Below are 24,965 nucleotides of genomic sequence, written 5' to 3'. Positions count from 1 at the left end.
TTAGTTCCAGCTCACCACATCGGCATCGTCATCAGTCCCGCCGGCCTTGCCATCCTTGCCGTAGGAGATGATGTCGAAGTCACGGCCATCCTGGCCGGGTGAGGTGTACTTGTAGGCGTTGTTCCACGGATCCGCCGGGATCGCCTTCTTGAGGTAAGGACCGCGCCACTTGCCCTCGCCGGCGGGCGCAGCAAACAGCGCGGCCAGACCCTGATCGGTAGTCGGGTAACGGCCCACATCGACACGGTACTGATCCAGTGCCTTATCAAAGGCGTCGATCTGGGCCTTGGCGACCTTCTGTTCCGAGCGACCGATCTGCCCGAAGTACTTGGGGCCGACGAAGCCGGCCAGGAGGCCGATGATCAGCAGGACCACCAGTAGTTCCAGCAGCGTGAAGCCGCGCTGTTGGGTCTTGTTTGCTTGATACATAGTGCTTTCCTTGTTGTTAAGCATCTCAACTGGGTTGATACACAAACTGCCAATCCATATACCGCTTGGCGCCGGTAAAACTGACCAGCACCTCGGGGAAATCTGCCACCTTGATCGGGGCGCGGGTGGACAGCGAATACACGCCCATCACGCCGCCATCGGGTGCGGGCACCAGCCCCCAATCAGGCGTACCCGTGATCGGGTCACGATACAGCCGCCGCAAGGGTCGGCGTGTTGTCGTCGCCCGCTCGTCCAGCAACAGAGCTTTCAGATCGGGTGGGTAACGCTTCACCGTACCCGGCGTTTGCACGTAGTACTGCTGGATCGCGTTGCGATAGGCCTGCCCCACATACAGCAACTCGGCTTCACGCTCACGCCACTCAGCGGTCTTGGCGTTCTCCACGGCCCGTAAACTCAGGGTCGTGAGAATCGCCAAGGCAAACAGTGCCACGGCATAGCTGTAGCCACGCTCGCGCTGCATGCTTACCAGTCCTTGTACCAGGTGCCATTGCGTGCCTTGTTCGGGGCACTGCTTTTGACGTCCTGCACCACGCCCAAGCTGGCATCCTCGGACGTGACCACCACCCAGCTCTTGTTACTCTCGGTAAACGGGTCCACCGGGATCGCCCGCAGGTATTTCTGCTCCACCAGATCGTCGAGCTTTTCTGGGTACTTGCCTTTGTCGGCGTAGAACTTGTCCAGCGCATCGCGCAGGATGTACAGATCCTCACGCAAGACGTCTTCCTTGGCCTTGTCGAGGTTGGCGAAGTATTTGGGCGCGGCAATCGACAGCAGCATGGCGATGATCGCCATCGCGACCAGCAATTCGATCATCGTGTAGCCGCGGATCAGGACGTGGGTGTATAGGCGCTTACGCATGCTCACCACTCCTTGTACGCCAAGCCGTTAAGGCCCAGTTGCGTCGAGGTCGAGTACACGTCAAACACATCGTCACCGGTGCGCGGGTTATCCGGTGGGGAATCAAAGCTGCGTACACCCCAGCTGTCTGCGGCAGGTACGGTCGTGTCCGCAAAGAACGGATCGCGCGGCAAGCGGCGCAGGAAGTACAGCTTCTTGCCGGGCACCTTGGCGTTCTCTACACCGGCCGTCAGGTCGGTCAGGCTGGGCGGATAGCCGCTCTGACCGGGCAGGACGGCAATGAAGCCATCAGTCGAGGCACGCTTGTACGCATCAATCGCCATGCGTACATCGCGCAAAGCCCGGCGCAGCTCCATTTCCTTGCTGCGCTTTACCGTGGTTTGCGCCAAGGGAATCGCGATCGAGGCCAGCAAGGCGACGATGGCGAGCGTGGCCAGCAGCTCGACAAAGCTGAAGCCGGTCTCGCGGCGCGATGCGTTCGCTGGCGATGCTACCAACGCAATCATGGTGCGACGCTGACCTTGTGCACGATAGGGGTCACCGGGCGAACAATGGCCTGGCTGCTGCCTACTGGAGAAATCCGCAGCAGACTGATTTCGGCTTCAGCCGGCGCCAAGGCTTTGAGTTCCACGGTCATTAAACGGCCATCGCCCTTCACGCCCGTGGCTTCACTGCTCGACAGCCCAACCGAAATCCGGCCGCTTTGCTTGTCGACGATCTGGCTGAAGTTGCCCTTCCCATCCTTGCTGAAATACGTGCCCTCCTTCACCGACACCACTTCAAACTGAGCCGGGTTATAGGCCAGCTGCAGCGGAGCAGCGCGCAGCAGTTCGCTACTGTCCAGTGCCAGATTCAGAGTGAGCGTCTCGCCGACCTTGCTGCGGTTCGGGCCATCCCAACGCAGGCGCAAGGGGCTGGTGTTGGCCAGCATCTCGGCGGCTTGTTGGGGCAGCGCGTTGTCAGCTGCGGGTGGGGCAGCGGTTTGCGGGGCAGTTTGGGTTGCGGGCACGGGATTCGCGCTAGTTGTAGCACCCGGGTTCGCGGGCGTAGCCACTGAGTTAAGGGAAGGCACTACGCTCGGTGCAGCGGCAGGCGCATTGGGGTTCGGGAGGGTGCGCAGTTGCAAAGGCTTGGTGCGCAGGGTCGATTCCGAGCCGGACCAGAAGGCTTCAGCGGCCGGTTCCTTGCGGTCGGCATTGCGGATCAGGCGCGGCGTGATCGACAGGACGATTTCTGTCTTGCGACGGTCGTCCTTCTGGCTGGAGAACAGGCGGCCCAGCAGCGGCAAGTCACCCAACAACGGAATCCGGTTCGCGGCCGAGCGGTCTTCGTCGCTAATGAGACCGGCCAGCACCTGGGTCTCGCCATCCTTGAGGCGCAGCACACTGCTCGCATTGCGGGTACCGATCTGGTACGCCTGCGAACCGCTGCTGGTTTTGACGGTGTTGACCACAGAGCTGACTTCGAGCGAGACCTTGAGGCCAATCTCGTCGCGCAGATGCACATCGGGTTCGACCTCAAGCTTCAGGCCCACGTCGAGGTACTGGATGTTCTCGGACAGGAAGCCATTCGGTGTCGTGGTGGTGGTCACCACGGGGACCTTGTCGCCAATGAGGATCTTGGCCTTTTCGCGATCTTTGACACGGATGCGCGGGTTGGCGAGCAGGTTGGCGTCGCCGTCTTCCTTGCGCAGGCTGAGCGTGGCCGTAGGTAGCGTCACGCCCAACTTGTCGGAGTTGAGGTTCTTCAGATCGCTGAGTTTGAAAGTAGGCAGCGTCGACGTCGTGCTACCGCCAGTGCCGGTACTCGTGCTGCTGGTCAGCGGGGCTACCGTGAACTGGTCGGTCAGCTTGATGCCCAAGTCCAGCAGGCGCGAGCGGTTGATTTCCAGCACTTCGACTTCGAGCATCACTTCGGGCTCGTCGAGGTCGTGTAGGGCGACAAGTTTCTCCGCGAGGACGATGGTTTCGGGCGGTTCGCGCAGCACCAACAGGTTCAGCTTGTCGTCCACGAACACGTCTTTGATGCGGAGTACCGTCTTCAGCAACTGGGCGGTCTGCTTGGCTTCGGCCGTGGCTAGGTAGAAGGCGCGGACGACCAGCTCCTGGTATTCCTTGGCCTTGGCCGGCGTGTTCGGGTAGATGAGCACGCTGGTGTCGTTGAGGATCTTCTTGTCGAGCTGGTTCGTCGTGAGGATCACGTCGATCGCGTCTTCGAGCGCGGTCTGGCGCAGGAATACGGTAGTGCGCTGATCGGCCTTCACTTCACGGTCGAAGATGAAATTGATGCCCGTGGTACGCGATAGCGCCTCGAATACCGTCTTCACGCTTGCGTCTCGGAATTCGAGGTTGATGGGCTTCTTGTAGAGGTTGCTCAGCGACGGCGTGGTCAGCAGCTCTTTGGATTGCAGCGCTTCAATCTCGCGGCGGACGGCCTTGGCTTCGAGTTGATCGGGCACGGCTTCGAGGGCGCGGCTGGCGAGTTTGAGGGCCAGGGTCGGGTCGTTGCGCTTGAGGGCGTCACGCGCCTGGGCTGCATCGTCATTGGCTTGGCGCAGGCGGGCGAGCTTGTCGAGGCCGGATCGGGCGCGTTCGTTGTCGGGGTCGAAGCTGAGGATGGATTGGTATTGCTGCTGAGCCTCCGCCTCTTTACCGGAATGCAGATTGGCATCGGCTTGGGCCAGCAGGCGGCTGATCGCCTTATCGCGGTTTTGCAGCCAATCGGTTTTGTAGCGAACATCCTGGGGCGAGAGTTCGGCGGCCTTTTGCAGGTGCGGGATGGCTTCGGCGTAATTGCCGCGGGCCATTTCGTCCATGCCGGTGCCGTGGTGGTAAACCGAGGCGCAGCCACTCAGGGCCAGCACAACAGCCAACGCGCAAGACCTTGCGGTCCAAGGGGGTAGATTCATCATGGCCATGAGACTCAACTGTCGGACGTGCCGAGGTTCAGGAACTGTCGGTCGCCCGTGGGCAGGTATTCGATTTCGATCTGGTTCGCGGTGAGGGCAATCACCTTGTAGCTGGTATCCAACGCCTCGCCAGCTTTGGCCACCACCATCTGCTCACCGCGACTCAGGTAGACCACGTCCTGGCCGCCGTCGTTGAAACGGCCCAGAAACTTGAACGGCAAAGGAGGTGGCCCAATCGGCGCAGGCGGTGCGACTACCGGTGCGGGCGCGGCAACCGGGATGGGTGCCGGCGGGGGGGCGATCCAGCCTTTGTTGGCAAAGGGGTCGGGAATGGTCTCGGGCAAGTCGGTTAATGCCGCCATCACCGGTGCGCGTGCGCTAGGTGCCGACTCGCCGGCTGGCGAAGTGGCACTGGTGGTTGCCGGCATGGAACGCTCGGCCGGGTCAGCCACGTTCACGGTAATCGTCTGCGGATCGACCGGATACACCATGGCCACTACGGTTACGGCCAGCAAGCCGCCCAAGATCAGCCAGCGCCGCTGGCTGGCCTTATCCATGGTTGCCTCGCTGGTAAAACGCCGACAAGGACAGATCGCACGAGAGGGGCTTGTCGCCAATGTCCTCGCGGCTGCAATGCACCCCGTCGAGTGACACATGGGGCGCCACCGACTGCAAGCCGGCCACGTAGCGGCGAAGGGTGGGGTAGCTGGCGTCCAGTGTCAGCGTCACGCGGTAGCGTAGATACGGCAGGCTGGCGGTCTCGTCGAGCGTGTAATTGACCTCGGCAAGGTCAAGCTTGAGCTTGGCCGCCTGCTCGCCCAAGGTCTTGGCGAGTGCCGCGCTATCGAAAACAGGCAGCACTGGGGATGACGAGGATGAGTGCGTCTCGCTTGCTGCCACCGGCTCAACCGCCATGGGCGCAGTACTCAGTTCTGCTGCTAGGCGCTGCACGTCACTTCGGGATTGCACCCAGCCAAACAGCAGTGTCATCAGCGCCGCGCACGCGACCGTACACGCCACCACCATCAGCGGATGATGGCGAAGCAAGCGTTGCAGCTGGAAGCCAAGCGAAGAAAAGGACAGCGGGCGGGGCACGACTCGCAACACAATAAACGGCGAGCCAGCAAGGCAAAGGAAAACCTGAACCTACCGAGAAACGCCCTCGTTATGGGTATACCCGGCATCGCGCAAGCGATTGAAACGCCGGGGAATTTAGGGGGCGGAGTGTACCAAAGTCATCGCCACTCCGCGTCACCCATTTGGGTGAAGGAGGAGATTCCTTGCTAGCTGGTACAAGGTATCGGCCGACCTCCAGCAAGGCAAAACGAAACAGAGATTGCGCCTACTCTCTTGCCCGCTTTTGGGAAACACGCCGTTAAATGCAAACAATCAGTTGGATAGATCACTTTATTCGAGCTGAGGAGTAAGTCAGAAAAGTGGTCCGCCTTGTTCGTACTAACAACATGCAAAATTCAAGACCCGGCCCCGACTTTGATGTTCAGTTGCTGCGCCGCAGCCAGCCCCAGTCAGGGGCCTTTTCCCTAAAAGCAGCTAAGACTAAGAAAGTGGTGGTTCCTTGAGCTGCTGGCCGTTGCGGCCAAGCTGCGCGCTGTCCGCACCTTGGGCCAGCGTACACCGAGGCAAGTCAAGCGACGCAACTCGCCCTACGCATCGCACGATCGCCGCTATCAACGACGACAGCCGCTTGATTGCGTTGCGGCCATGCTTAGGCCAAAGTCGATTCACCCGCGGCTGCGGCCGCTGAAATGCATCTAGCCGAACAGTATTGAGACTCGGCCCCATCTTTGCTCAAGACCCCATCTTTACACAGAGCCCAAAACGACAAGAATCGTAGCCTGCCCACTGCTATCCCAAACCCAACCTACGGCGTACTTCGTTAGGTGAAACAGGTGGCACGGAAGCAGGAAACGCAATGACAACATCAACAATTTCGCTAGAACTTCCCGCCAAAGGTGCCTCTACGTCAAAGTGGTCTACGTCGGCAATACCGTCTCTTACAGTTCGAAGAGTAAAGTGTACCCATCGCTCAAGCTCAATCTCACTTAAAGTTAGGATTGTCTTTCCTTCACCCAACCGGACGCATATCGCGGAGTCTGAACGCTGCAACCGAAACACGCTGCCGTGATGGTCCACAAGGTCAAGGCTGTCAATCAGCCCCTCCTTTAGAAGGCAAAGGCCGATGCAGAATCGCTCAAGAATGTCATTACTCAGAGAAACCTTCACTACAGATGCCACTGCATTGGCACTAATGCGTATAGCCAAAACACAGGCATTTTCTAGTCGCCAATTCATCTTTCAGCTCCTTCAGGCCAGCGCAAATGTAAGTTTTGAAGCACCTCGCCCGTCTGTGGATTCAACTCTTCCAGATGGATGTGATTATCGCCGACGTCACCAGGCTTTGCCCGATACTGCCACTTGCCGTCAGCGCTTCGCCACTTGTTCGCTTCAACCTCAACTGGATTGGCCCCAAGCTTTTCTCTAGCGAGCGCACGCGCCTCCCCCTCGCTCTTGAAAGTGCCAGACCAATCTTTCGTATTCTTTGTCGGAAAATCTTTTGGGAATCCCTTTTTCCCATTTATACAGAAACAACCATTATTGTTGTGGACAAATACCCGCTGCCTACCAGCGAAGTAGGTGTGGTAGTCCGCTACCGTGAAGTTATAAGTGGTCTCCACTCGATCCAGCGCATTAAGTGTAACAACCCTCAGCGCACCCTGATCGAAGCTGTCCAACACCATGCCCGGCTTTAGTTTGGCGGCAGCTACCCAGCCCTTGCCCTGCACCCAGTACGGATGATTATCCGTCACCTCCATTCGATCGATGCGCCCGAACTTGCCTTGCGTTACCAGCGCAAACAACGGTTTCCCCTCCGTCGTCATGAGCTGAGTTACCGGCTTAAGCGCTGTCTGCCCGGTATGTTCATTGCGCGCATAGACAAGCTGCCCCTCTGTAACCTCCTCAATCGGAACGGCACCATCGGCGGTCAAGACAGGGGTCCCCGCGGGGAAGCAACAGTCACACGACTTGGCCAGCCTCCTGACCTTATTGAGCACCGTTCTTGCACCAGGTGCTCGCAGCAGGATGCCTGTAGCCGCATAGCCGAGTCTGCCCGCAAGGATATCCTCGGCAGCATCTGCACCACCATTTAATTGATCTGATGCCAGTAGGCCAAAACCATATACAGCTGGAACTACAAAACTAATCGGCCCCGAAGTAGCACTCTCAATCGCAGCAGCAGTATCACGTGCAGTTTTGACTCCATTAATCAAAATCTTCTCTAGGCCCGATGGCTCACCACCTTCGTTTGTCGTCTCGGCGGCATCCCACTTTGGCCCATCAGGTCCAACAGGCGAACGGCAGCCAGATCGCGAGCACTCCATATCTTCCGGTTTTTGAATAATGAGTCCGGAGGTATTTTGATCCCAGCGCTGCCAAGAGTCCGAGGCCACAAACCCCGTTGGATCTGTCAGGTTCGTCGGGTTGTTCCACACATAGGTGTAGCGGTTGTAGCTCTGGCTATGCTCCGGGTCCTGAATCAGCGGATCCGCACTCATGAACCGCGCCACCAAGGGGTCATACACCCGGCCGTTCATGTGCACCAAGTCCAATGCATCCAGCATCTCGTGGCCGGTGTAGCCCTTGTTGTCGGTCTGACCATCCAAGCTATCTGGCGTGCCGTTGCCATTCAGGTTACGGCGCTTGCCCCAGGCATCGAAGCCCAGCTGTTCAACAAAGTTGCCGGTCTCGTCGCTGATGCCCACCACCGAACCCAAGCGGTCGACATGCGTCCAGCGTAGTTGGGTATTGCCGCCCTCTTCGATTTCCACGCCCAAGCCTTGCGGCCAGTAGGTCTTGATGCGCTTCACGGCATTGGCTGCATCCAGCTCCACTTCCATGGCACCCGCATAGACAATGCTGCCGTCCTGCTTTAGCTGCTTGAGACGCTGGTGCTCCGGTCCGTAGACGAACTGGCTCCAAGCGCTAGCGCCACTGGCGCAGCTGCCATCACCTTGGATGCTGCCTTTCGTCATGCACAGCGGCATGTCGAAGCTGGTCCAGCTGATGTTTCGACCGGCACCACTCGTCATATTTCCGTTGGCGTCGTAGCTGAAGCTACCCACGCCATCGATACTGTTCACAGCGTGTGGCCGGATGGCATTGGCGCCTTGTGCCGGGTACTTGTAACTCCCCGACAGCCCCGTGCCCACGCCAGTCTTGCGCGTCATGTTGCCAATGGCGTTGTACTCGAAGTGCTGCGTAGACTGACCGGCCACGGTGCTGGTCTCAAGACGGTTCAGACCATCGTAGGTAAAGTCTTCGATGGTCGAGTTGGTTCCACCCCAGGTGTGGGTACGCTGGCTGACATTGCCCAACACATCGTAGTTGTAGCTCTCCTGCATCTTCGGCTGAAGTGCCGCGTTGGTGTACAGGCCCTCGTTCAGCAGGCCGGTGTACTCGTTGTACTCGCGCGTCTGGATCAGGCCATTGCCCAACTGCGCAGTCTCGACCCGGTTCGCAGCATCCTGCTTGATGGCTTCCCACAGCTTCAGGCCATTGCGTTCGATGTGCTTCAGGTAGCCATAACCGTTGTAGCGGTTCTCGACCTTGCGGGTCTTGGTGACATCGGTGCCACGGCGTTCCGAACGGCTGATCGAACGACCCCAGCTGTCGTAGCTCTGCGTGCTGACGTAGACCGTATCGAGCTGGGTGGTGGTCGTGTCCGGACGGCCCAAGCTGTCGTAGCTATGGATGCGGCTGTACGTCTTGTTGCTACTGGTGCCGGTGTACGCTTCGACCAACTGACCGCAGCTCTTGGTGGTGGCGCAGTTGGACGGATTGGTGGCGTGGTCGTAGACCCAGTGACTTTCCAGGTTAGGCTCGTACCGTGCCGTCATCCGGTTCAGGTCGTCGTACTCGGTACGGGTGTATTCCTTTTCCTTGTCCAACTGCAGCGTCTTCAATGCAGCGGCTGCACGGGCCTTGGGGCTGATCTGGCGGTAGACGCGGCCTAGCGGGTCGACACTGTATTCAATCCGGCCCAGATCCGGGTCCTTGAGTTCCGTCTTGCGGCCCAGCAGGTCATAAACCACTTCGATCACGTTCCCTGCCGGGTCGGTAGTCTTGGTGAGGTTGCCCCAGGCGTCGCGACCGAACGAAGTTATGCCATTGAGAGCGTCCTTCGTCTCGACCAGCTGACCCACGACATTGCGGGTATCGGCCTTGACCTGGTTCTTTGGATTGGTCGTGGTCGTGACCAAGCCGTTGTAGGCCGTGGTGGTTGCCACCAGCGCGCCCGTATCCGACGGTGTTTCGACCTTCGTGACCCGGTTGAGGTCGTCGTAGCTCGTACGGCTCGCTAGCTTGGCGGTCGTACCGTCAAAGGTAGGCTGATACACCTCCCACACTCGACCACGGCTGTCATAACGGGTGTCGACCACTATGGCGCGGCCATCAAAGCCGTAGGTCTGCTTGCGCAGTTCGTGACCGGCGCTATCGCGGTAGACCAGACTCGGCACGGATGTACGCTGTGTGCCCTTGAAGGTATCCACGATGACGACAGTGGTTGCACCGGTTGGGCAGCTGGTGTCGCACTGCTTCAGATACTGGCGCACCTCGGTGTACTTGGCCGAATCCGTATCGTCGTGACGAATTTCCTTCTTCACCTGCCCAAAGCCATCCACCACCCATTGGGTTTCAATACCGTTGGGGCCAACCAGACGTGTCTGTTTGCCCGTTGCAGCGTCATAGCCTCGGGTTTCAGCCTGGCCGAGGGCGTTTTTGACGGTTTGCGGGAAGCGGCCCTTGGGCTCGTAGATCGCCTCTTCGGCAACACGCGACTTGGTCGCACCCGTGACCGGGTCCGTCCAGGTCTGGGTCTTCTTGCCAACCAAGCCGAACGCGTTGTTGCTGCGGTCGAGCTCGGTCGTAACTTTGAGCGCGGGTTGGTTTGGCTCAATGATTTCTTTCTTCACCAAGCCATTGATTTCATATTCGTAACCCACCTCCCGCGTGATGCTGCCGGCTGCGTTTGTTTTAGTGGTGGTGACCGACTCCATCAGCTGCTGCAACCATGGGGCATCGGTCAGCGCAGACGGCTTGAAGGCATTGGTTACCGTCGCCGAGTGCTCTTCGGTGCCCAGCTTGACGTTGACCACCACACTGCTCAAGCGCGCACGCGCGTCATATACGCTAGTCGTCGTGGTGGTACCCATGTCAGTACCGTCCAAGTCGTAACGTGTCTCTTGGCTGGTGTCGACATAGGGGAAGGCAATTTCAGCCCCGTTTGACTGACTAAGCGTTTTGGTTGCCAGCGTGTTGATCTGCTTGGCCAGGACTTGGCTGGCCTTCACGGTTTGATCGGCTACTTCCATGCCCGCCAGTGGCCAAGTCTGCGAGTACCACGACTGCTGCTTGATACCTGAAGCGACATCAGTCTGGATGGTGTACGCAAAACCCAAATGACCTCGACCCAGCTGGTCAGATGCAGCAATACCGTACTGATATTGCGTAACTAGACGATTACCCAGCGTATCCACGCGATCCAACTGTTTAACCAAAGTACCTGCCACCGAAATCGTGACCGCCGGATAGGCATGCGTGATCGCCGTGCCTTGGATGTTATTGCCCTGGCTCGCGTAGGTCGTACTGTCGCCCGACTTGGCGTAGATCGCCTCGCTGCTCTGTCCGACACCATTGGTCACGCTCACCAAGCGGTCTGTACCAGAATTGGTTTTGGGGCGATAGATTTCCCACTTGATGGTATTGCCGTGACGATAGGTAGCAATGTCTGTTTGGCCATCGCCATCAAAGTCACCGTAGATTTCGTGGTTCAAATTACTGCCACCCGATACGACCTGGGTAGGACCACTCCAGCCTGCTGGTGCCGGATAGGCAGCGCACGACGTATTGCCGTCAACCAGCGTACATGTTGAGTTCGTTAGCTCGTCGCTGACTACGCCCGTCGACTGCTTGCGCAACCATTGGCCTTGGCCATTGCCTCGCACGTCGACTGCGCGCGCCTGATACAGCGGATTGCTGCTTGATTGGCAGTTGATCCCCGTTCCAGTACCCAAGCAGGTTGAGAATTGGGTACTGCTTCCATCTGCGGTGCGAAGCGATGCCACAAAATCAAGGTAACCATCACCGTTGATATCGATTACGGAGTCCCGTTCCAAGGTCGGTCGTTGGCCAGTGCCATCAAAGAACTCTGCCCAACCCGGTAGTTGCGCCGCGAAGTCTTGGCAGGTAATTCCCGTGATCTTGGTCAGGCAAAGCGTACCGTCTTCGAACAGGTAATCGGTGATGCCATCCCCATCAAAGTCCCCGCCTGCTTGCTCGAGAGACACCTGCGGTATCGGCAACTTTGGACCGGTATACAGATTCCAAGGATCAGACTCATCCCAAATCGTTTCATCCACCGTAGTGCGATGGTAGATCGCAGCAACGCCAGGAAACGCAGTACAGCCGAGTCCGCTTGCAGATACAACACAGCGTTCATCGGCCTCCGCCTGCGTCACACGCAGAAGTTCATCCTTGCCATCACCATCCGTGTCAATTGACAAAGCCTTGTGCAGGCCAGCATTGGCACCGAGCAAAAATTCGTTGCCGCAGGTGACCGACTGGCTGTTTGCAGCCACTTTGCAAAGTTGACCCCAGTATTGCTTTGTAGGAGTCGTTACAACCCGAACATCCAGAAAGCTAACGCGGTCGCTGCCATCGAAGTTGCCATAGATGACTCGTCCCGGGAGGCCATCGGGTATTGAATTCCCTGCCGGGATTGCATTCCAGGCGTGGGCAATCTTGTTGAACCCTGCGCCCGTAGACAGATAGACGCCATCAGGCGCAAGGAAGTCAAACTTGCCATCACCGTTGAAGTCGGCGTAGCTCACCTTTTGCCACTGCAACTGATTCTCCGAGACTTCTAACGTCGGGCCGTTTGCCCAAGCACCCGCGCTCTCAAACTGGCTACCGCCAGTGGGCTCCGTCCCCCAAGTAAATTGAGTCTCGGGCAGACAATTGTTCTGTGCATCGCAGACCTTGATCCAGTCCAGCAAGCTACGGCCACTGCTACTACTTTGCTCGTAGCCCAACACATACTTCTGTGCCTGCACACCACCAGAGCCATCAACCCCTGTATCCGTCTTCATGGTGATAGCGGTCAAACGACTGCGCAGGTCTTTGCGGCTACCTGACAGGTAAGTCTTAACCGGATCAGGGCGTGACTCGTAAGTGAAGTCGGCCCGAGCGAACAACAAGGCAGCAGAGCCCCAGCGAACAGTCTTAGGTAGATGCTCACCAGTGGTGGCATCAACTTGGTAGGTGTATTGAATCTGGTTGCCCGAAAGATCCTCGCTCTTACGCAAGGCCCAGGCATAGGCTTGCTCGTCGGCACGTCCCTGGCCGGCAACGTAGCTGTCTGACGAGTCACCAAAGTACAGCGTCTGCCCACCCTTGGTCTCGACCTTGAAGCTGCGTTTACCGTTGGTAAGCTGCGCTGTAATCCGACTAAACGTCTCGATCTCGGTGCGGTATTCCGCATTGTCTGCCCAGTAGTTCACGTCGCTCGGCACCAGATTTGCCAAGACAAGACGCTGGCCGTCCATGCAGAGACGATCCGTGTTGGCAAAGCGAACCGCATCGAACAAACCGTCTTGGGCAATGGTCTTGCCGCAACGCTGAATGGATGAGAAGCCACCGAGACTCCAGCCGAGGCCCGCTACACCATTGCCAGCCTGACTGCTGTAGTTAAGACTCAGCGCAGGCTGCATGCCATTTACGCCGGGTGGTACCGCAATCGGGATGCTGTAGGTTGCGGCGCCACTGGGGCTCACACTCAGCTCACCCGGCAAGCTGCCTGCATCTGGATTGCCGAGATGCGGTGGGGTGATATCCACTGCAATTGGTGTGGCATCACTTGGTCCGGTTGCCGTGGTGACACTAAAACCCGCCGCCGAAGTGATCGCAATGGCCGCACCTTGGATATTCAAAGCACGCGCCGTGACCGTATGGCTACCCGCCAGCAGGCCATACCAGTTCGCGCTCCAGGTATTGCCGGCCTGCTTGCCCGAGGCCACTACTTGGCCCTGGTCGTTCAGGAATTCCACCTTAGTGACGGCGGTCGCATCGCCGCCCACCGTCGCGCTGAGATTGACGATTGCGGGAGCGGTGAAGCTACCAGTCGGTGTCGCCAAATTCAGCGTCGTCGTCGCACTACCATCGACATAGAACGCGTTCTCAAGCGAATAAAGCGTGGTATTGCCCTGCCGTACCCGTGCCTTCACCCAGTACGGGGCGACTCGTGCACTCAGGTTCGGCTTGCTGATGTACCAAGTATTGGCTTCGGTATCCGGCTGTGCCGTCTGCCACTGGTCGTCCACCGCAATGGCCACTTCATCCACCCCTGCGCCCACATTGGTAAGCTTGGCCTTGGCGAACAAGTTGGCAGGTGCCGTTGCACGGTCGTTATTGGCGGGGTTGGTCAGCGCAATGCGCAGGCTCGCCGGCATCGTGCAGGTGTTATCGGCGCACGGCAGGATGATCTTGGCGCTGCTGGTGACGGCAGTACCGGTGACGTAAATCGGTGCCCCGGCGTACTGACTGGTGTAGGCACTCAGGTCGATCTTGAAGCGATGGCCAGTGCCAGGCGTCTTGCAGGCAGCCTGAACGGCGGCGCTGTCCGAACCTTCAATCAGGTTAGCTGTACCCGTCGTGATCTGTGTCCCACCGAGGATACCCGGTGCATTGACGTGCACCTGCACATTGACCACACCCGTTTGGCTCTCCTGGCATACCCAGCCAATCAGTTCTGGCTTTTCTTCGGCGTTGATGCGGACACCATCGACCGTGCCCAGCAAGGGGCTGTCGGTGATGTTGAGGATACGGCTCTGCGATTCCGCGGTCTGACCCACATTGTTGGTGGCGCGCAGCTTGATGCGATACGCATTGGCACCCAGGTTGACCAGCTCATTCAGCGTAACGCTGGCGGCATCGGTGGTCTTGGTAAAGAAGGCGGTCGATTCGTACCCACTGCCCGTATCGCGGAACAGTTCCAGCTTGGTGATCTTGCCGGTGCCGACGCTGGCACTACCGGTAAAGCGAATAGCCGCCTGCGCACCAACTGCCACGCGCACATTGGACGGATTGGGAGCGTTAAGGCTCGCCACCGGGGTCGAGACCACCGGAACGGTGTAGTTACCAGAACCCGGAATGTCCAGATGGCTGCCGCCGTTGAGCGATAGGCCCTGCACATAGATCGACTTGCCACCATGGGCGGCGCGGTAGGGTTCAAGATCAAACGAGAAACGGAACGCACTATTGCTGGTACCGCAAGCGGTGGCCAAAGCGGCCTCACCCGGCAGATTAGCTGTCTGGTTCAGCAGGAAGGTGCCGCTACTCGATGGCCCACCCACAAACAGCTTCACGCCAATGGCTCGTTCATCGTACTGGTCGCAGGCCCAACCCTGGAGGCTGGCTTTGCCCTGACCATCAATCACGACGCCTTCGACATTACCCTTGACCGGGCCACGTTCAGTAACCGTGACGGTGATCTCCGCACTGTTACCTGAGAGACCCTTGGCATCCGTGGCACGAACCCGGAGCAAGTAAGTGCCCTTGGCCAGCGTGACGGATTGATTGGACGCACTGCTGCCGTTCAGTGTCCACAGCGGTGTCGCATTGGCACCGTTGAACAGTTCGAGCTTAGTGACATTGTTTTCAGCATCGGCACTGCCAGCATTGAAGCCCAGCGATACGGTGCCCCCAACGGGAACGTAGAACTGGGTCGGGGCTGCGGTCAGGCTGAACGTGGCTGTCGGTGCCGTATTGGGGATGACCGGAATGGTGAACGTACCGGAACTCCCCAAGAGTGGATTGGCGCCGCCATTGAGCGAGAGACCGTGGACATACAGGGCGCTGCCACCGTGGTCAGCGCGGAATGGCGCCAAGTTGAAATTCCAGCGGAAGGCGCTGCGCGTCGTACCACAAGATGTGGCGATCGCGGCTTCACCGGCGAGATTGGCTTCGGCCACCGCCAGGATGCTGCCATCGGGCCAGCCGCTGTTCACATAAAGGTGGAGACTGACTGGGCGCTCATCTTTCTTCTCACAGGCCCAGCCATAGAGAATCGGCTCACCTTGGGCGTTGTTGAAGATGCCATCCACACTACCGATCACCGGGCCGACTTCCGACACAGTCACCTGAACCGGCGCCGAGGCCGGGAAAGTCTGGCTGCCGTCTTCACGGTTCCACTGGATTGCCTTATACCAATAAGTACCTGCCGAGACGATGTCGTCGTAATCGACAATTTCCTCTATCTGCGAGCTGCGTACCGTCGTATACGTGCCATTAGCGCCGGTGCTGGAGCGCTGAATTCCCACGTTGGTGGCCATGCCCAAACCGGTATTGGCATCAATCCGAACCGCAGCCGTGCCGCCTGCGGGAATAATGTAGTTAGTGGTGGCGATCGCGATTTCAGCGGGCGTCGACGTACCGACATTAATGGTCACCACGTTACTGGTGGTGATGCCATTCAGATTGTCGAAAGCTTTGGCGGTAAAGGTATAGCTACCTGCCGAGGTCGTCGACCAGTCGAAGCTGTATGGCGCGGTGGTGTCTTCACCCAGCTTGGTGGTGCCACGCCAGAACTCGACCTTGGTGAGGGTGCCATCGCTATCCGTGGCCGAGGCGGACAAGGTCACGTTCTGCCAGACCACTGCGCTGGCCGGCGCACTCAGACTGACGGCCGGCAAGTTGTTGGCGACCACCGTCACGTTTGTACCGGCGGTCAGGGTAGTACCACCCTGGTTGTCGGTGGCGCGAATCTTCAGGGTATGAGTTCCCACACCCAGATTGACGGTGCGGTTACCGCCGGTAGTGGCAGCATTGACCGTATCGATCACTGTACTGCCGTTGAGCAGCTCCAGTTTCACGACTTGGCCGTTGGCGTCCGTCGCACTGGCGGCGTAGCTCAGGCTTGCCGTGCTGGTGCCGGTCGGCAGAGTGAAATTCACGCCAGAGACCGTGAAGCTGCCAATCGCGGGCATGCTCGGGTTGGTCACATTGACCGTGGCGGTGCTGGAGTTGGTGGTCAGGCCGGAATTGTCGGTGGCCTTGGCGTAGACGTAGTACGTGCCGGGCGTGGTCGGCAGCGCGGTATCCAGCACATAGTAGCCACCACTCAGCGAGCCATTCCCGAACGAGTAATGCGTGCCGTTCAAGCTGTAGCGGAACTCAACGCTGCTGATGCTGCCGCCCGTGTCACTGGCCGTGGCACGCAGGTTCAACGTGTACGGCAGATTGGACACATTAACGGTGCTGCCTGCTGCGGGGCTAGTGAGTGCGACGTTGGGCGGTGTGTTGGGTACGACTACCGTGACATTGCTCGAACCAGACAGCGTCGACCTGCCCTCGTTGTCGTAGGCGCGCGCGGTATAGGTATAGGTGCTCGCACTCAGCCCCGTGTCCGTGTATTCATACGGCGCACTGGTGTCAGAAAATACGAGGCTACCGTTTCGGTAGAACTCAACGCGGGCCACATAACCATTGCTATCGCTTGCGCTGGCGCTCAAGTAGGCGGCTGCTGTGGCATAACACGGACTCGTCGTACAGCTCGCGCTCGCATTAATGGTTGGGGCAGGGTTGTCGGTCTGCAAAGGATCGCTGACCGACTTGCTACCGCCCGGGCCGGTGGCCGTCCAGGTACACGCAGAGGGGTAGCCTACCCAGGCTGGGTCGCCCGTACCATTCACACTCCCATTCGGACCGAGGGTACCGCTACCCACAAAACCCGTCCCGCTGGCGGAGCAGGTGTAGTAAACCGATGAGGCGTTCGTTGTGCTCCAGGTCACCGTGTAGGACTTACCCGAAATCATCGGGCTAGGGTTACGCACGACGGAAATAGTTGGGGCGGGCGACTGGGCGGTGACTGTTACGGTGTAGGTGTAGGAATCACCCACGTAGCCAAGATCGAAGGTATACGTGCGCAAATACAGATTATGTGTTCCCACACCCAAATTGGTAGTGAGTGTGCCGCTACGCTGCGTATTGACTGGCCTTTCACCGCTATATGAGACCGTATAGTCCTGCGCTGCCAGCACAGTGCCCCCACTCAAGAGCTCAACTCTGGAGACCGCGTCAATGCTGGCCGCAGATCTGACGCTATAACTGATCCCGGCGCTCAGCGTGCCACCCGCGGGTACCGACCCGCCGGTTGTGGTCGCCGATGTGCTGACATAGTCAATACCATCCACGACATAGGCATGTCCTGTCAGGCTCAACACGGCAACGGTAAACCACACCAACAACTTGGCAATCTGAACGCGCATAAGACCAGCGACGCACGCCTTGCGCGTGCGCCTCCCTCGTTTGAGTTTTTGTTTGGGGGCGGCCTCGACGGACCGCCCCACTTTTAAGAAGGCGCGGAATATATCAGCCAGATGCCCGTCTTGGCTTCACCCATTTGGGGGATAAATCGAAGTATTTGTTACGCCACCTGAGCCGCCCCCTACCAGAGATGCTCGGCACAGGTTGCCTTACCGCGCTTACCTATATGTGTCGACGTATCAGGCTGATCGACAACGCCGGCACATCGCGTGCGCATTCGCTGGGGTCCTCCTCGGGCGCACTGCAATCGCCCGTACCCACCCCGCTCCAATCCACCCGGATGGGGGTATTGACCAGTTGTGACCCGAGCAGCTGCTGAAGCCGCTTCGCCTCCTCTAGTCCCCATTGCCGTTCCGACCTGGCTGAGCGCTTGGCTGCAGGCCGAATCACCACCTCCACGATACTTACCTTCTGGGCGGATGTGCTGGCCGTGACCCAGCTTGAGACACGCCGCTCACCCGCCTTGGTCAACATTTGGTCTTGATCCAGATCGTCCGAGTCAAGCCTGAGTTCAGTGACTTGCAGGGTAGGATCACCGCACTGCGCATCCCGACGCGCCATATCAAATAGCCCCCGCCGAATATCGTCATCGGTTACCGTCACGCCGCGGGTCAAGTCGGGGGTGAGTGAGGCCAGGAAGGTGGACGGGATATAGATGGGTGTGAGACGCACGTCTTCCGGCCGCAGGGCATGCGGTTCCGTATTGAACAGTAGGTAGGTTTCGGCGCCCAGTCGCGACTGCACGTAAGCGTGGCACAAGGTATCGAAGCGTGTCTTGTCATCGCCACATACCTGTTGCGGGTGACTGGCCTGCACCGCCAGGCAACCCTCATGGGTCAGCGAAGCAGACCGAATGAAAAACGCGCCGACTTTGGCCTCCTTGGCAATCAGCGTAAACATGAGACCAGGGCTACCCATGAGCCACGTCAACGCCAAGGGTGCGCTCACCGAGAGCAAGATGGCTTTGCCGTAGCCCGCTCGACCCAACGAAACACAGTGAATGATGAAGATGGACATGGCCCCGCCGAAAACGAAAGGGAGGGCCAACTTGGTAAGCTCACGCAACTCAACGGACAACGACGCCAGTGCCGACTTGGACAGCAACAGAATCATCACAAACAGCGGAAAACATTGCGCCGCCGCGACCACGAAAAAAACCACGATCCAGACAACTGTCATCATCCAGCGCTTCCTGGCTGTCTGATCCCGCTCAGCATGGGCGATCCGATACGCAGATAGGCCTCCATAAACCACCAGACCCAGGGCCAAGCCAAACAGCACGTATGAAATCCCGGCCAGTCCGGATTCCTCGGCCGTCGCCGACCCCAAGATCAAGTAGGCGAACGCCGCTACCCAAGCGGCATAGGCCATGCGGATATTGCATTGCTCGACTTCTGCTTTATGGCTTTCGAGCGGCAAACCGGGGATGCCCAAGGTCAGGATGGCGGGCATACCAAAAATGGCGCCCAGCATCAGAAGCAGCATTACGCCATCAAAGGCAATGGCCGCCAACAGGCTAGGCAATGTCTGCAAATCAAAGGTTGGGGTGTATTGGATGGCGAAATAGTAGGCAAACAGGATGAGCCCCCCCGCCAGCAACAACGCCATCCAGCCACCGGCCCAAGGGAAGTCCTTGAGGTAATGGAGCACACCACGGTCTGGCTTGCCTAACGAGGCCATGCGGTGCCGGGGTAGCAATCCAGTGGGCAGAGAGACGGGTTTACGTGGACGCACGTGTTGGAGCTCCTGAGCAAGTGAGGGGTGGAAGCGGCCGCGACAACAGTACGGGGCAACGCTGCCGATCGAGGTGGGCTGATGTCAATCCGCGCTGCGACCCCACCGCCGCACAGCACAGCCGCCCCAGCCCTTACCGGCTACTTCCCCATCTGGAACTGCACGCCGGGGCCGCTCGGCCCAACCTCGTCGTGCAAAGCAAACACACAGCTTAGATAGGGTTTCGCATCGACCCAGGGAACACCCTGCTCAACGAGTTGGCGCAAATGGGTGCCGATCTGGATCACATTCGGGTCGGCCACGACCAGATGAGCTTCCGCCGCCTCGGCAGTATCCGCATCGGCATGGGCCTGATGATCCTGCCCACCATAGGCATGGAACCGCTTGATCCGCCCGGGTTCCGGCAAGAAGGTACCCGGGCACGTACGGCCCGTGGCTTCGTCACGATCGACATGCCCCTTGGCAAAGCTGTCCTCCACCATGTGGAGCAGAGAACCAAAGGCAAACTGCTGGAACTGCGCTTTCGGCCTGAAGGTGGGGTCACCGCGGGTAAAGAGCTGCTGCGCGGTCCATCCCCGGCGTTTGAACACGACCTCCATGCCGGGAATGGCAATCCGACGGAGCTCCAGGTCCTGCGTCAGCTCGCCGACGGCCAGTCGGTAGGTGAACTCCGCCCACATCAAAATCCGCTGCTGCGTAACGGCGGGTGGCTCCTGATCACGGGAGGCCATCGAGTGCAGGAACTGCATATCGCCGAAGTGCACGCGGTACAGCAGGACATACTCGTCATCGATCACCTGCTTGCGGGCGCGCTTCTCCGCGTCCTTGAACAGATACACCCAGCACTTGCTGTAACTGGGCAACTTGATCGTCTTGCCCACGCAATCCGCCATGTGCGAGGACTCCAGCTCGAACGGCGGATTGTCATTCCAGCGAACCCCTGCGATCACGGCCGCCGGTGCGGCGCGGAGCGAGACCGGCTGCTTCCCGCACGCTTCCCCTTCCTGCTGGCAGCCATACATCCGGTGGGTCAGCGACTCATGCACCGGGTGCGTGAAATGATCGATCACCCTGGCTGCTGTCAGATCAAGCCAGCGCGTGATGACACTGGACTCCAAACTGCGCAGCTTGCCGTCGACCTGGGTTTCTTCCGGCTTGAGGCTGAAGCCCCAGGACGACCCCATCAGCACCGCGGCCACCATCCAGCTCACTTTCTGCATGTGTTCCCCTCCCCTTCTTGGTGATTGGCCCTGCTATCGCGCTAGCGGCTACTGGACACCCTTTCGCCCTACGGTGTCATCGTGCTCAGTCCTTGACGCAAGGCGCGCTTCAATTCTGCCGACGCGTCCGGCTCCGCCAGCAGCAAGTGGGCCCATTCCTGTTGCTGGGCACGACTTAAGGTTACCGACGGACAAGGTGACGGTGCCGCTGCGAGGGCATCACAGCGAAGCGCCTTCTCCAACCAGGCCTCCTGCGCCTCGGAGGTAAACACCAGCTGCGCTACCTCCGTCTGGAGCGCTGCCTGATAGGCCGTCTGCAAGGCCGGACTGCGAAGCCCCGGCAACCGGGCCGACAGCAGCAATTCCAGCACCCCCAATACCTCCCGTCCGGCCTTGGCACGCGGCTGCAAGGCCAACTGCCGACCATCGCGATGGACCAGCACCGAGCCCTCCCTCTGGATGCCCCAATCCAGGGCATCCGCCGCTTTGAGCACCCCGCTGCCGAAGTGACGGACATCCCCTTCAATGTGCTGCTGGCTGGCGGACTGCGTCAGGGCCTGATAGACCGCCTCGGTCTTTTGCCAACCGCGCCATTGCGGCGTCAGGGCTGCGCGGTTGGCTTCCAACCAAAGCGAGGCAGCGGCCGCGACCTGCGGCGTCGAGTTGGACGTACCGGCCCCATTACTACCCAGATACGGTGGCGCCGGATCTTTGGCACTGCCGCCGGTGTCTGAGCGGGTGATATTGGGTGCAAAGGCCGAGATCACATTCCCCTGGGCCATGACGTAGCGAGGCCCAAAATTGCCCCGCAGCATCCAGGAACCGATGCGCTGGAAATACCCCGGGCCCAATCGCAGCCACCACAGCAGGCTGGGCGCCTCGCCATAGCTTTGGAGGTCAGCGGTCACGCCGGCCACCCCCATGACACGCTGATAGCGCGCGGGGTACACCACCGAGCGGAAGGTTCGACCAAGCCCCAAAGGCAGCTCAAAATAGTCTCCCGTCGCCGCAAAGATAGCGGTGCCTTGCTCGTAGGCATGATTCACCGCATCGGCCAGCGCACCGGAGGGCAATCCCCCATGGCTGAGCGAGATGACATCCGCCCCATCATTGACCGCGCGCAGAATCCCGGCGGCCATGCGGCGGCTATTGAGGTGCACCACGGAGTCGTGGATGTTGATGGAATAGATGGAGGCACTGGGGTTGCCGCCCTGCTGGTGGCGCTGACCATCCGTCGCGGTGCGATAGTCCCGCCCGGCGAGGTTGGCCAGGGTGGAAACGCCATGACCCGGACTGCGGAACCGCCCCGCCTGCCAGTGGGCCTCGCCACAGGCCACACAGCGGTCAACGCCGTCAAAACAGGTCGTGCTTCGTTGTCGATCGAAATACTTCGGCAGCAGCGGATCATCCGCAAAATAGCCCGTATCCAGATGGGCAATCAGCACCGTCCCTTGTGTCGCCATCCCCTGCGGGAACACCGTGCGGTAGGCCCTACTCAGTTGGGCGTGCCGATCGTCCAAGTGCCAGCCCGGCAGGTCAGTGGCCCACACGGGTGAGGCGTCACCCAGTCGGTCGGCCGGGATCTCGATCACATCGGGCCGTGCGGGGAGTTTGCAGCAGCGCACCGCAGTGAGGTCACGATCCATGACGGGGCTCGGACTGACTTCCTCGTCCTGGTACCGTGCCCGCTTTGCATTCCACAGATCCAACACCGGCTCGATCGCCACGATGCGGTCCGTCGACGTCGTCCCCATTAACTGCGCATAGGCCGAATCAGGGGCGGCATCGCTTTGTGCCAGCGCCCGCAAGCAGTCATACGCGGCATCCCAGGCTTCCGCGCGTGTCTGGATCACCCGATCGACAGACGGTTCGCACGTAGAAACGCGGGGCGATGCGGTCATTAACGCATTGTCCTCAGCCTCGTCCGGCGCCTCCATGGCATACCACTGACGCGCCGTCGGCACGGCCAGCAGACTGGATGGCGTGTCGGATGTCGTGGGGTGGGTCGGGTACCCATTTAGTTTGCGAAGCCGGTCGAGTTGCCTAGTCGGCTGCAAGGAGGCAGTCACCACATTGCCGGCTGGCATTTCCACCGCAAGGTTCAATCGCAGTCGTTGTGGCTGCCACACCCAGTCGTCGGCGTACGTCGGGCAAGCCAAGATCAGCAAGGCCAGCGGTGCGAAGGGCCACCGTGTCATGGGTCCATTCTCCCAGTGAATTCACTACCTTGCGCCTGCCCGGTTGGGCACGCCCCCAGCGTCCGTGACGTCGCCACCTATTTTGGTGAACTGACACCCTCACCCTAGCGAGAATCGCCTTCGCTTGTCTTCATCCAAATGGATGAGTGCGCAACATTCTCGCGGTACCCAGCCAGGCGCCCCGAGTTGCCTTGGGGCGTTCTCGTGTTTCGACGGTTTGATGAATCCACGCAGCCCCGATTTCCTGCTTGCCGCCGGCAGGCAAGGGTGCGGTCAGGCCTAGCACGCTGTGTTGCCGCTGCGGGTTTCCAAACCGGCATGGAAGTCATCCTCCCGGATGGCGCGGTCATACGGGCCACCTCCCGACCGCCCCAGCACCGTGACAGGCTCCCATCCCCGTCAGGCCCAATTGCTTCGCTGCGGTGTCACGACGCCCTCTCCCACTCGCTGATCACAAAAAAACATCAACCGACACAGGCCCACGGCGGCGTCCGTCGTGGGCCTGTGCCTCCCTCATCCCACAACAGGGACGGCCCTTGCGGAAGTGTCTGGGCCGTTCCTGAGTCAAGAATCAGGCCATCCCCCGCGTTGGCCCGACCCATTTAGATCCGATTACGGATGCGGTCATACCACGGTCCCAGATGGCGTACGATGAACACCCAGCCATCGTGCACCGCTTCCACTACCAGATCTCGCACCGACTCCCACAAAGCCTTGCTCGCCTCCTGAACCGACTGCGGTGACTGGCAGGCTTTCTCGGTCTCACGATGCACCGCCCAACGCTTCTCACGAGGAAGTTGATACAGGACTTGCTCTACGAGGCTGCATAAGCCGTAACCCTGCTCCACCGCCACAATGCAGACCTCGCGGAGCGGCACGCGGAACTGGCGGCAGACCACATCCTGCTTCAAGGCAATATTGCGCGCCTGCTCCGGGCCGGGATAGTTCTTCTTCCAGTCCCATTCACGACAGGGTTCGATCTTGTCGACCTGGTTAATGACGAAAGTCACAGGCACACCGTGTTCTCTGGCCTGTGGCAAGACCTGATCCCTATACACCTGCTCATCGAGACTCAAGGCCCTGTCATCGCCTTTGATCACCCACAGGATCAAGTCGAGCTTGGGGATCAGGCTGCGGTAGAGCTTAAGGTGATCCGTATCCAGTGCTTCACTCTCACCAATTCCGGGCACATCAATCAGCGTGATACCCCGGCCATGCTTGAGTGCAAGTTGGATTTCCTGGGGTTCGCGGGTACACGATTCAATGGCACTTACCGGTGCTATGTCACGGCTGAAGAGCACATTGCAAAGGCTGGACTTGCCCACACCGGTCTTGCCAAAGACACCAATAGTGGCGTGATAGTTGATCAGTTGATCAATCCCTTCTCGCAAAGTCCTCAGCTGATCGTTGCTCAGGCTATCGCTTCGTAGCCGGCACAGTTGCTCCACGGCATCCAGCAGTTCGCCTGGTTCGTCCTGATGGGTTGTCATTTCTTGCATAGCGGACTCCTTTCCTCATCACATCCTCAAGCGACCACATTTGAGTTGGGCCTGACGGCGTGAGGGCATCATTCAAAGCAAACAGCCCCATGGCGAATGCCATGGGGCTGTTTGGAGGTGGGTATCACGACGTGCTTGTCAGGGCTGTTTGCCCGCCTTGCACCAATCTTCCCATTCGGTCATCTGGTCAGCTGAAATCGGTGCGTCTTCCCCGACCTGCTTCCTGTGGGCGACGATCCACTTGTCGGTGCAGGAGGTTGTTGCCTCGGCGACACCACCTGATCCGGGCACTTCCTGGCCATTAACAAAGGTGGCCGACTGAATGATCCGTCCAGAAGCAGGATCAAACTCTTGCTGAAGCCCCTCTTTGACGTCGAAGTGGTAGTTGTTCAGCGCAATTTTCTTACCCTCAGCATTGAACCGGAGGACAGTCCCAGACAATTTGTTGTACTCGTAACTACCTGACTCAACCACCTGTCCGGTTTGCGGGTCATAGCGTTCAAATGGGCCATTCCGCTCGCCGTTGGCCATGGTGTACCGGGCTGTTTTCTTGCCAGCTGAATTGAGCTCATGGAATGGACCGGACAGTACGTTGTTCACGAATTGGCCGGATGCAATCACTGTCCCCGTGTTTTCATCGTGGCTCTCGTACTTCCCTTCACGCAAACCATTCTCATACTGAAAGACCGAACGCTTC

The 24,965-nt window shown here is 59.3% G+C and carries 13 protein-coding genes; all 13 read right to left on the bottom strand.

Features of this window, described 5'->3' with window-relative positions; all coding sequences use genetic code 11:
- Complete coding sequence (gene gspG / locus O9X62_RS05885; RefSeq protein ID WP_269531865.1) at positions 1-429, bottom strand: type II secretion system major pseudopilin GspG; 429 nt, start codon at positions 427-429, stop codon at positions 1-3.
- 25 nt (positions 430-454) lie between these two features.
- Positions 455-910, bottom strand: a complete 456-nt coding sequence (locus O9X62_RS05880; protein ID WP_269531864.1) for a type II secretion system protein — start codon at positions 908-910, stop codon at positions 455-457.
- Positions 911-912: 2 nt separating this feature from the next.
- Complete coding sequence (locus O9X62_RS05875; protein ID WP_269531863.1) at positions 913-1,308, bottom strand: type II secretion system protein; 396 nt, start codon at positions 1,306-1,308, stop codon at positions 913-915.
- A 2-nt stretch (positions 1,309-1,310) separates the two neighbouring features.
- The gene (locus O9X62_RS05870; RefSeq protein WP_269531862.1) at positions 1,311-1,814 is read right to left on the bottom strand and encodes a type II secretion system protein; all 504 of its coding nucleotides are present in this window, start codon (positions 1,812-1,814) and stop codon (positions 1,311-1,313) included.
- Positions 1,811-4,219: a cohesin domain-containing protein gene (locus O9X62_RS05865; RefSeq protein WP_269531861.1), complete on the bottom strand. Its 2,409-nt coding sequence runs from the start codon at positions 4,217-4,219 to the stop codon at positions 1,811-1,813. The genes O9X62_RS05870 and O9X62_RS05865 overlap by 4 nt, the downstream gene beginning before the upstream one ends.
- 11 nt (positions 4,220-4,230) lie before the next feature.
- Entirely contained in the window at positions 4,231-4,773 is a 543-nt protein-coding gene (locus O9X62_RS05860) for a hypothetical protein (protein WP_269531860.1), read from the bottom strand.
- Complete coding sequence (locus tag O9X62_RS05855) at positions 4,766-5,263, bottom strand: hypothetical protein (protein ID WP_269531859.1); 498 nt, start codon at positions 5,261-5,263, stop codon at positions 4,766-4,768. Before O9X62_RS05855 ends, O9X62_RS05860 begins: the two co-directional genes overlap by 8 nt.
- Before the next feature lie 1,262 nt (positions 5,264-6,525).
- Positions 6,526-17,220 (bottom strand): Ig-like domain-containing protein, encoded by a 10,695-nt coding sequence (locus O9X62_RS05850; protein ID WP_269531858.1) that lies wholly within the window; start codon positions 17,218-17,220, stop codon positions 6,526-6,528.
- 559 nt (positions 17,221-17,779) lie between these two features.
- Positions 17,780-19,225, bottom strand: a complete 1,446-nt coding sequence (locus O9X62_RS05845; RefSeq protein ID WP_269531857.1) for a hypothetical protein — start codon at positions 19,223-19,225, stop codon at positions 17,780-17,782.
- Positions 19,226-19,491: 266 nt separating this feature from the next.
- The gene (locus O9X62_RS05840; RefSeq protein WP_269531856.1) at positions 19,492-20,571 is read right to left on the bottom strand and encodes a hypothetical protein; all 1,080 of its coding nucleotides are present in this window, start codon (positions 20,569-20,571) and stop codon (positions 19,492-19,494) included.
- 68 nt (positions 20,572-20,639) lie between these two features.
- The gene (locus O9X62_RS05835) at positions 20,640-22,739 is read right to left on the bottom strand and encodes a S8/S53 family peptidase (protein ID WP_269531855.1); all 2,100 of its coding nucleotides are present in this window, start codon (positions 22,737-22,739) and stop codon (positions 20,640-20,642) included.
- Positions 22,740-23,371: 632 nt separating this feature from the next.
- Positions 23,372-24,268 carry a GTPase family protein gene (locus tag O9X62_RS05830; RefSeq protein ID WP_269531854.1) on the bottom strand — a complete coding sequence of 299 codons (897 nt, stop codon included), beginning with the start codon at positions 24,266-24,268 and terminating at the stop codon, positions 23,372-23,374.
- Positions 24,269-24,406: 138 nt separating this feature from the next.
- Positions 24,407-24,965, bottom strand: a 559-nt coding sequence (locus O9X62_RS05825) for a toxin-antitoxin system YwqK family antitoxin (protein ID WP_269531853.1), incomplete at its 5' end; no start/stop codon positions are given.

This window comes from Chitinimonas sp. BJYL2, from assembly GCF_027257935.1.
GTDB lineage: Bacteria > Pseudomonadota > Gammaproteobacteria > Burkholderiales > Chitinimonadaceae > Chitinimonas.
This window is presented reverse-complemented; position numbering and strand designations above follow the sequence as displayed.

Bases quoted from the DNA above. Each gene is read 5' to 3' on its own strand.
- gspG (WP_269531865.1), bottom strand. From the start codon at position 429: ATGTATCAAGCAAACAAGACCCAACAGCGCGGCTTCACGCTGCTGGAA.
- O9X62_RS05875 (WP_269531863.1), bottom strand. From the start codon at position 1,308: ATGCGTAAGCGCCTATACACCCACGTCCTGATCCGCGGCTACACGATG.
- O9X62_RS05880 (WP_269531864.1), bottom strand. From the start codon at position 910: ATGCAGCGCGAGCGTGGCTACAGCTATGCCGTGGCACTGTTTGCCTTG.
- O9X62_RS05860 (WP_269531860.1), bottom strand. From the start codon at position 4,773: ATGGATAAGGCCAGCCAGCGGCGCTGGCTGATCTTGGGCGGCTTGCTG.
- O9X62_RS05830 (WP_269531854.1), bottom strand. From the start codon at position 24,268: ATGCAAGAAATGACAACCCATCAGGACGAACCAGGCGAACTGCTGGAT.
- O9X62_RS05870 (WP_269531862.1), bottom strand. From the start codon at position 1,814: ATGATTGCGTTGGTAGCATCGCCAGCGAACGCATCGCGCCGCGAGACC.
- O9X62_RS05865 (WP_269531861.1), bottom strand. From the start codon at position 4,219: ATGATGAATCTACCCCCTTGGACCGCAAGGTCTTGCGCGTTGGCTGTT.
- O9X62_RS05845 (WP_269531857.1), bottom strand. From the start codon at position 19,225: ATGGCGTTGTTGCTGGCGGGGGGGCTCATCCTGTTTGCCTACTATTTC.
- O9X62_RS05840 (WP_269531856.1), bottom strand. From the start codon at position 20,571: ATGCAGAAAGTGAGCTGGATGGTGGCCGCGGTGCTGATGGGGTCGTCC.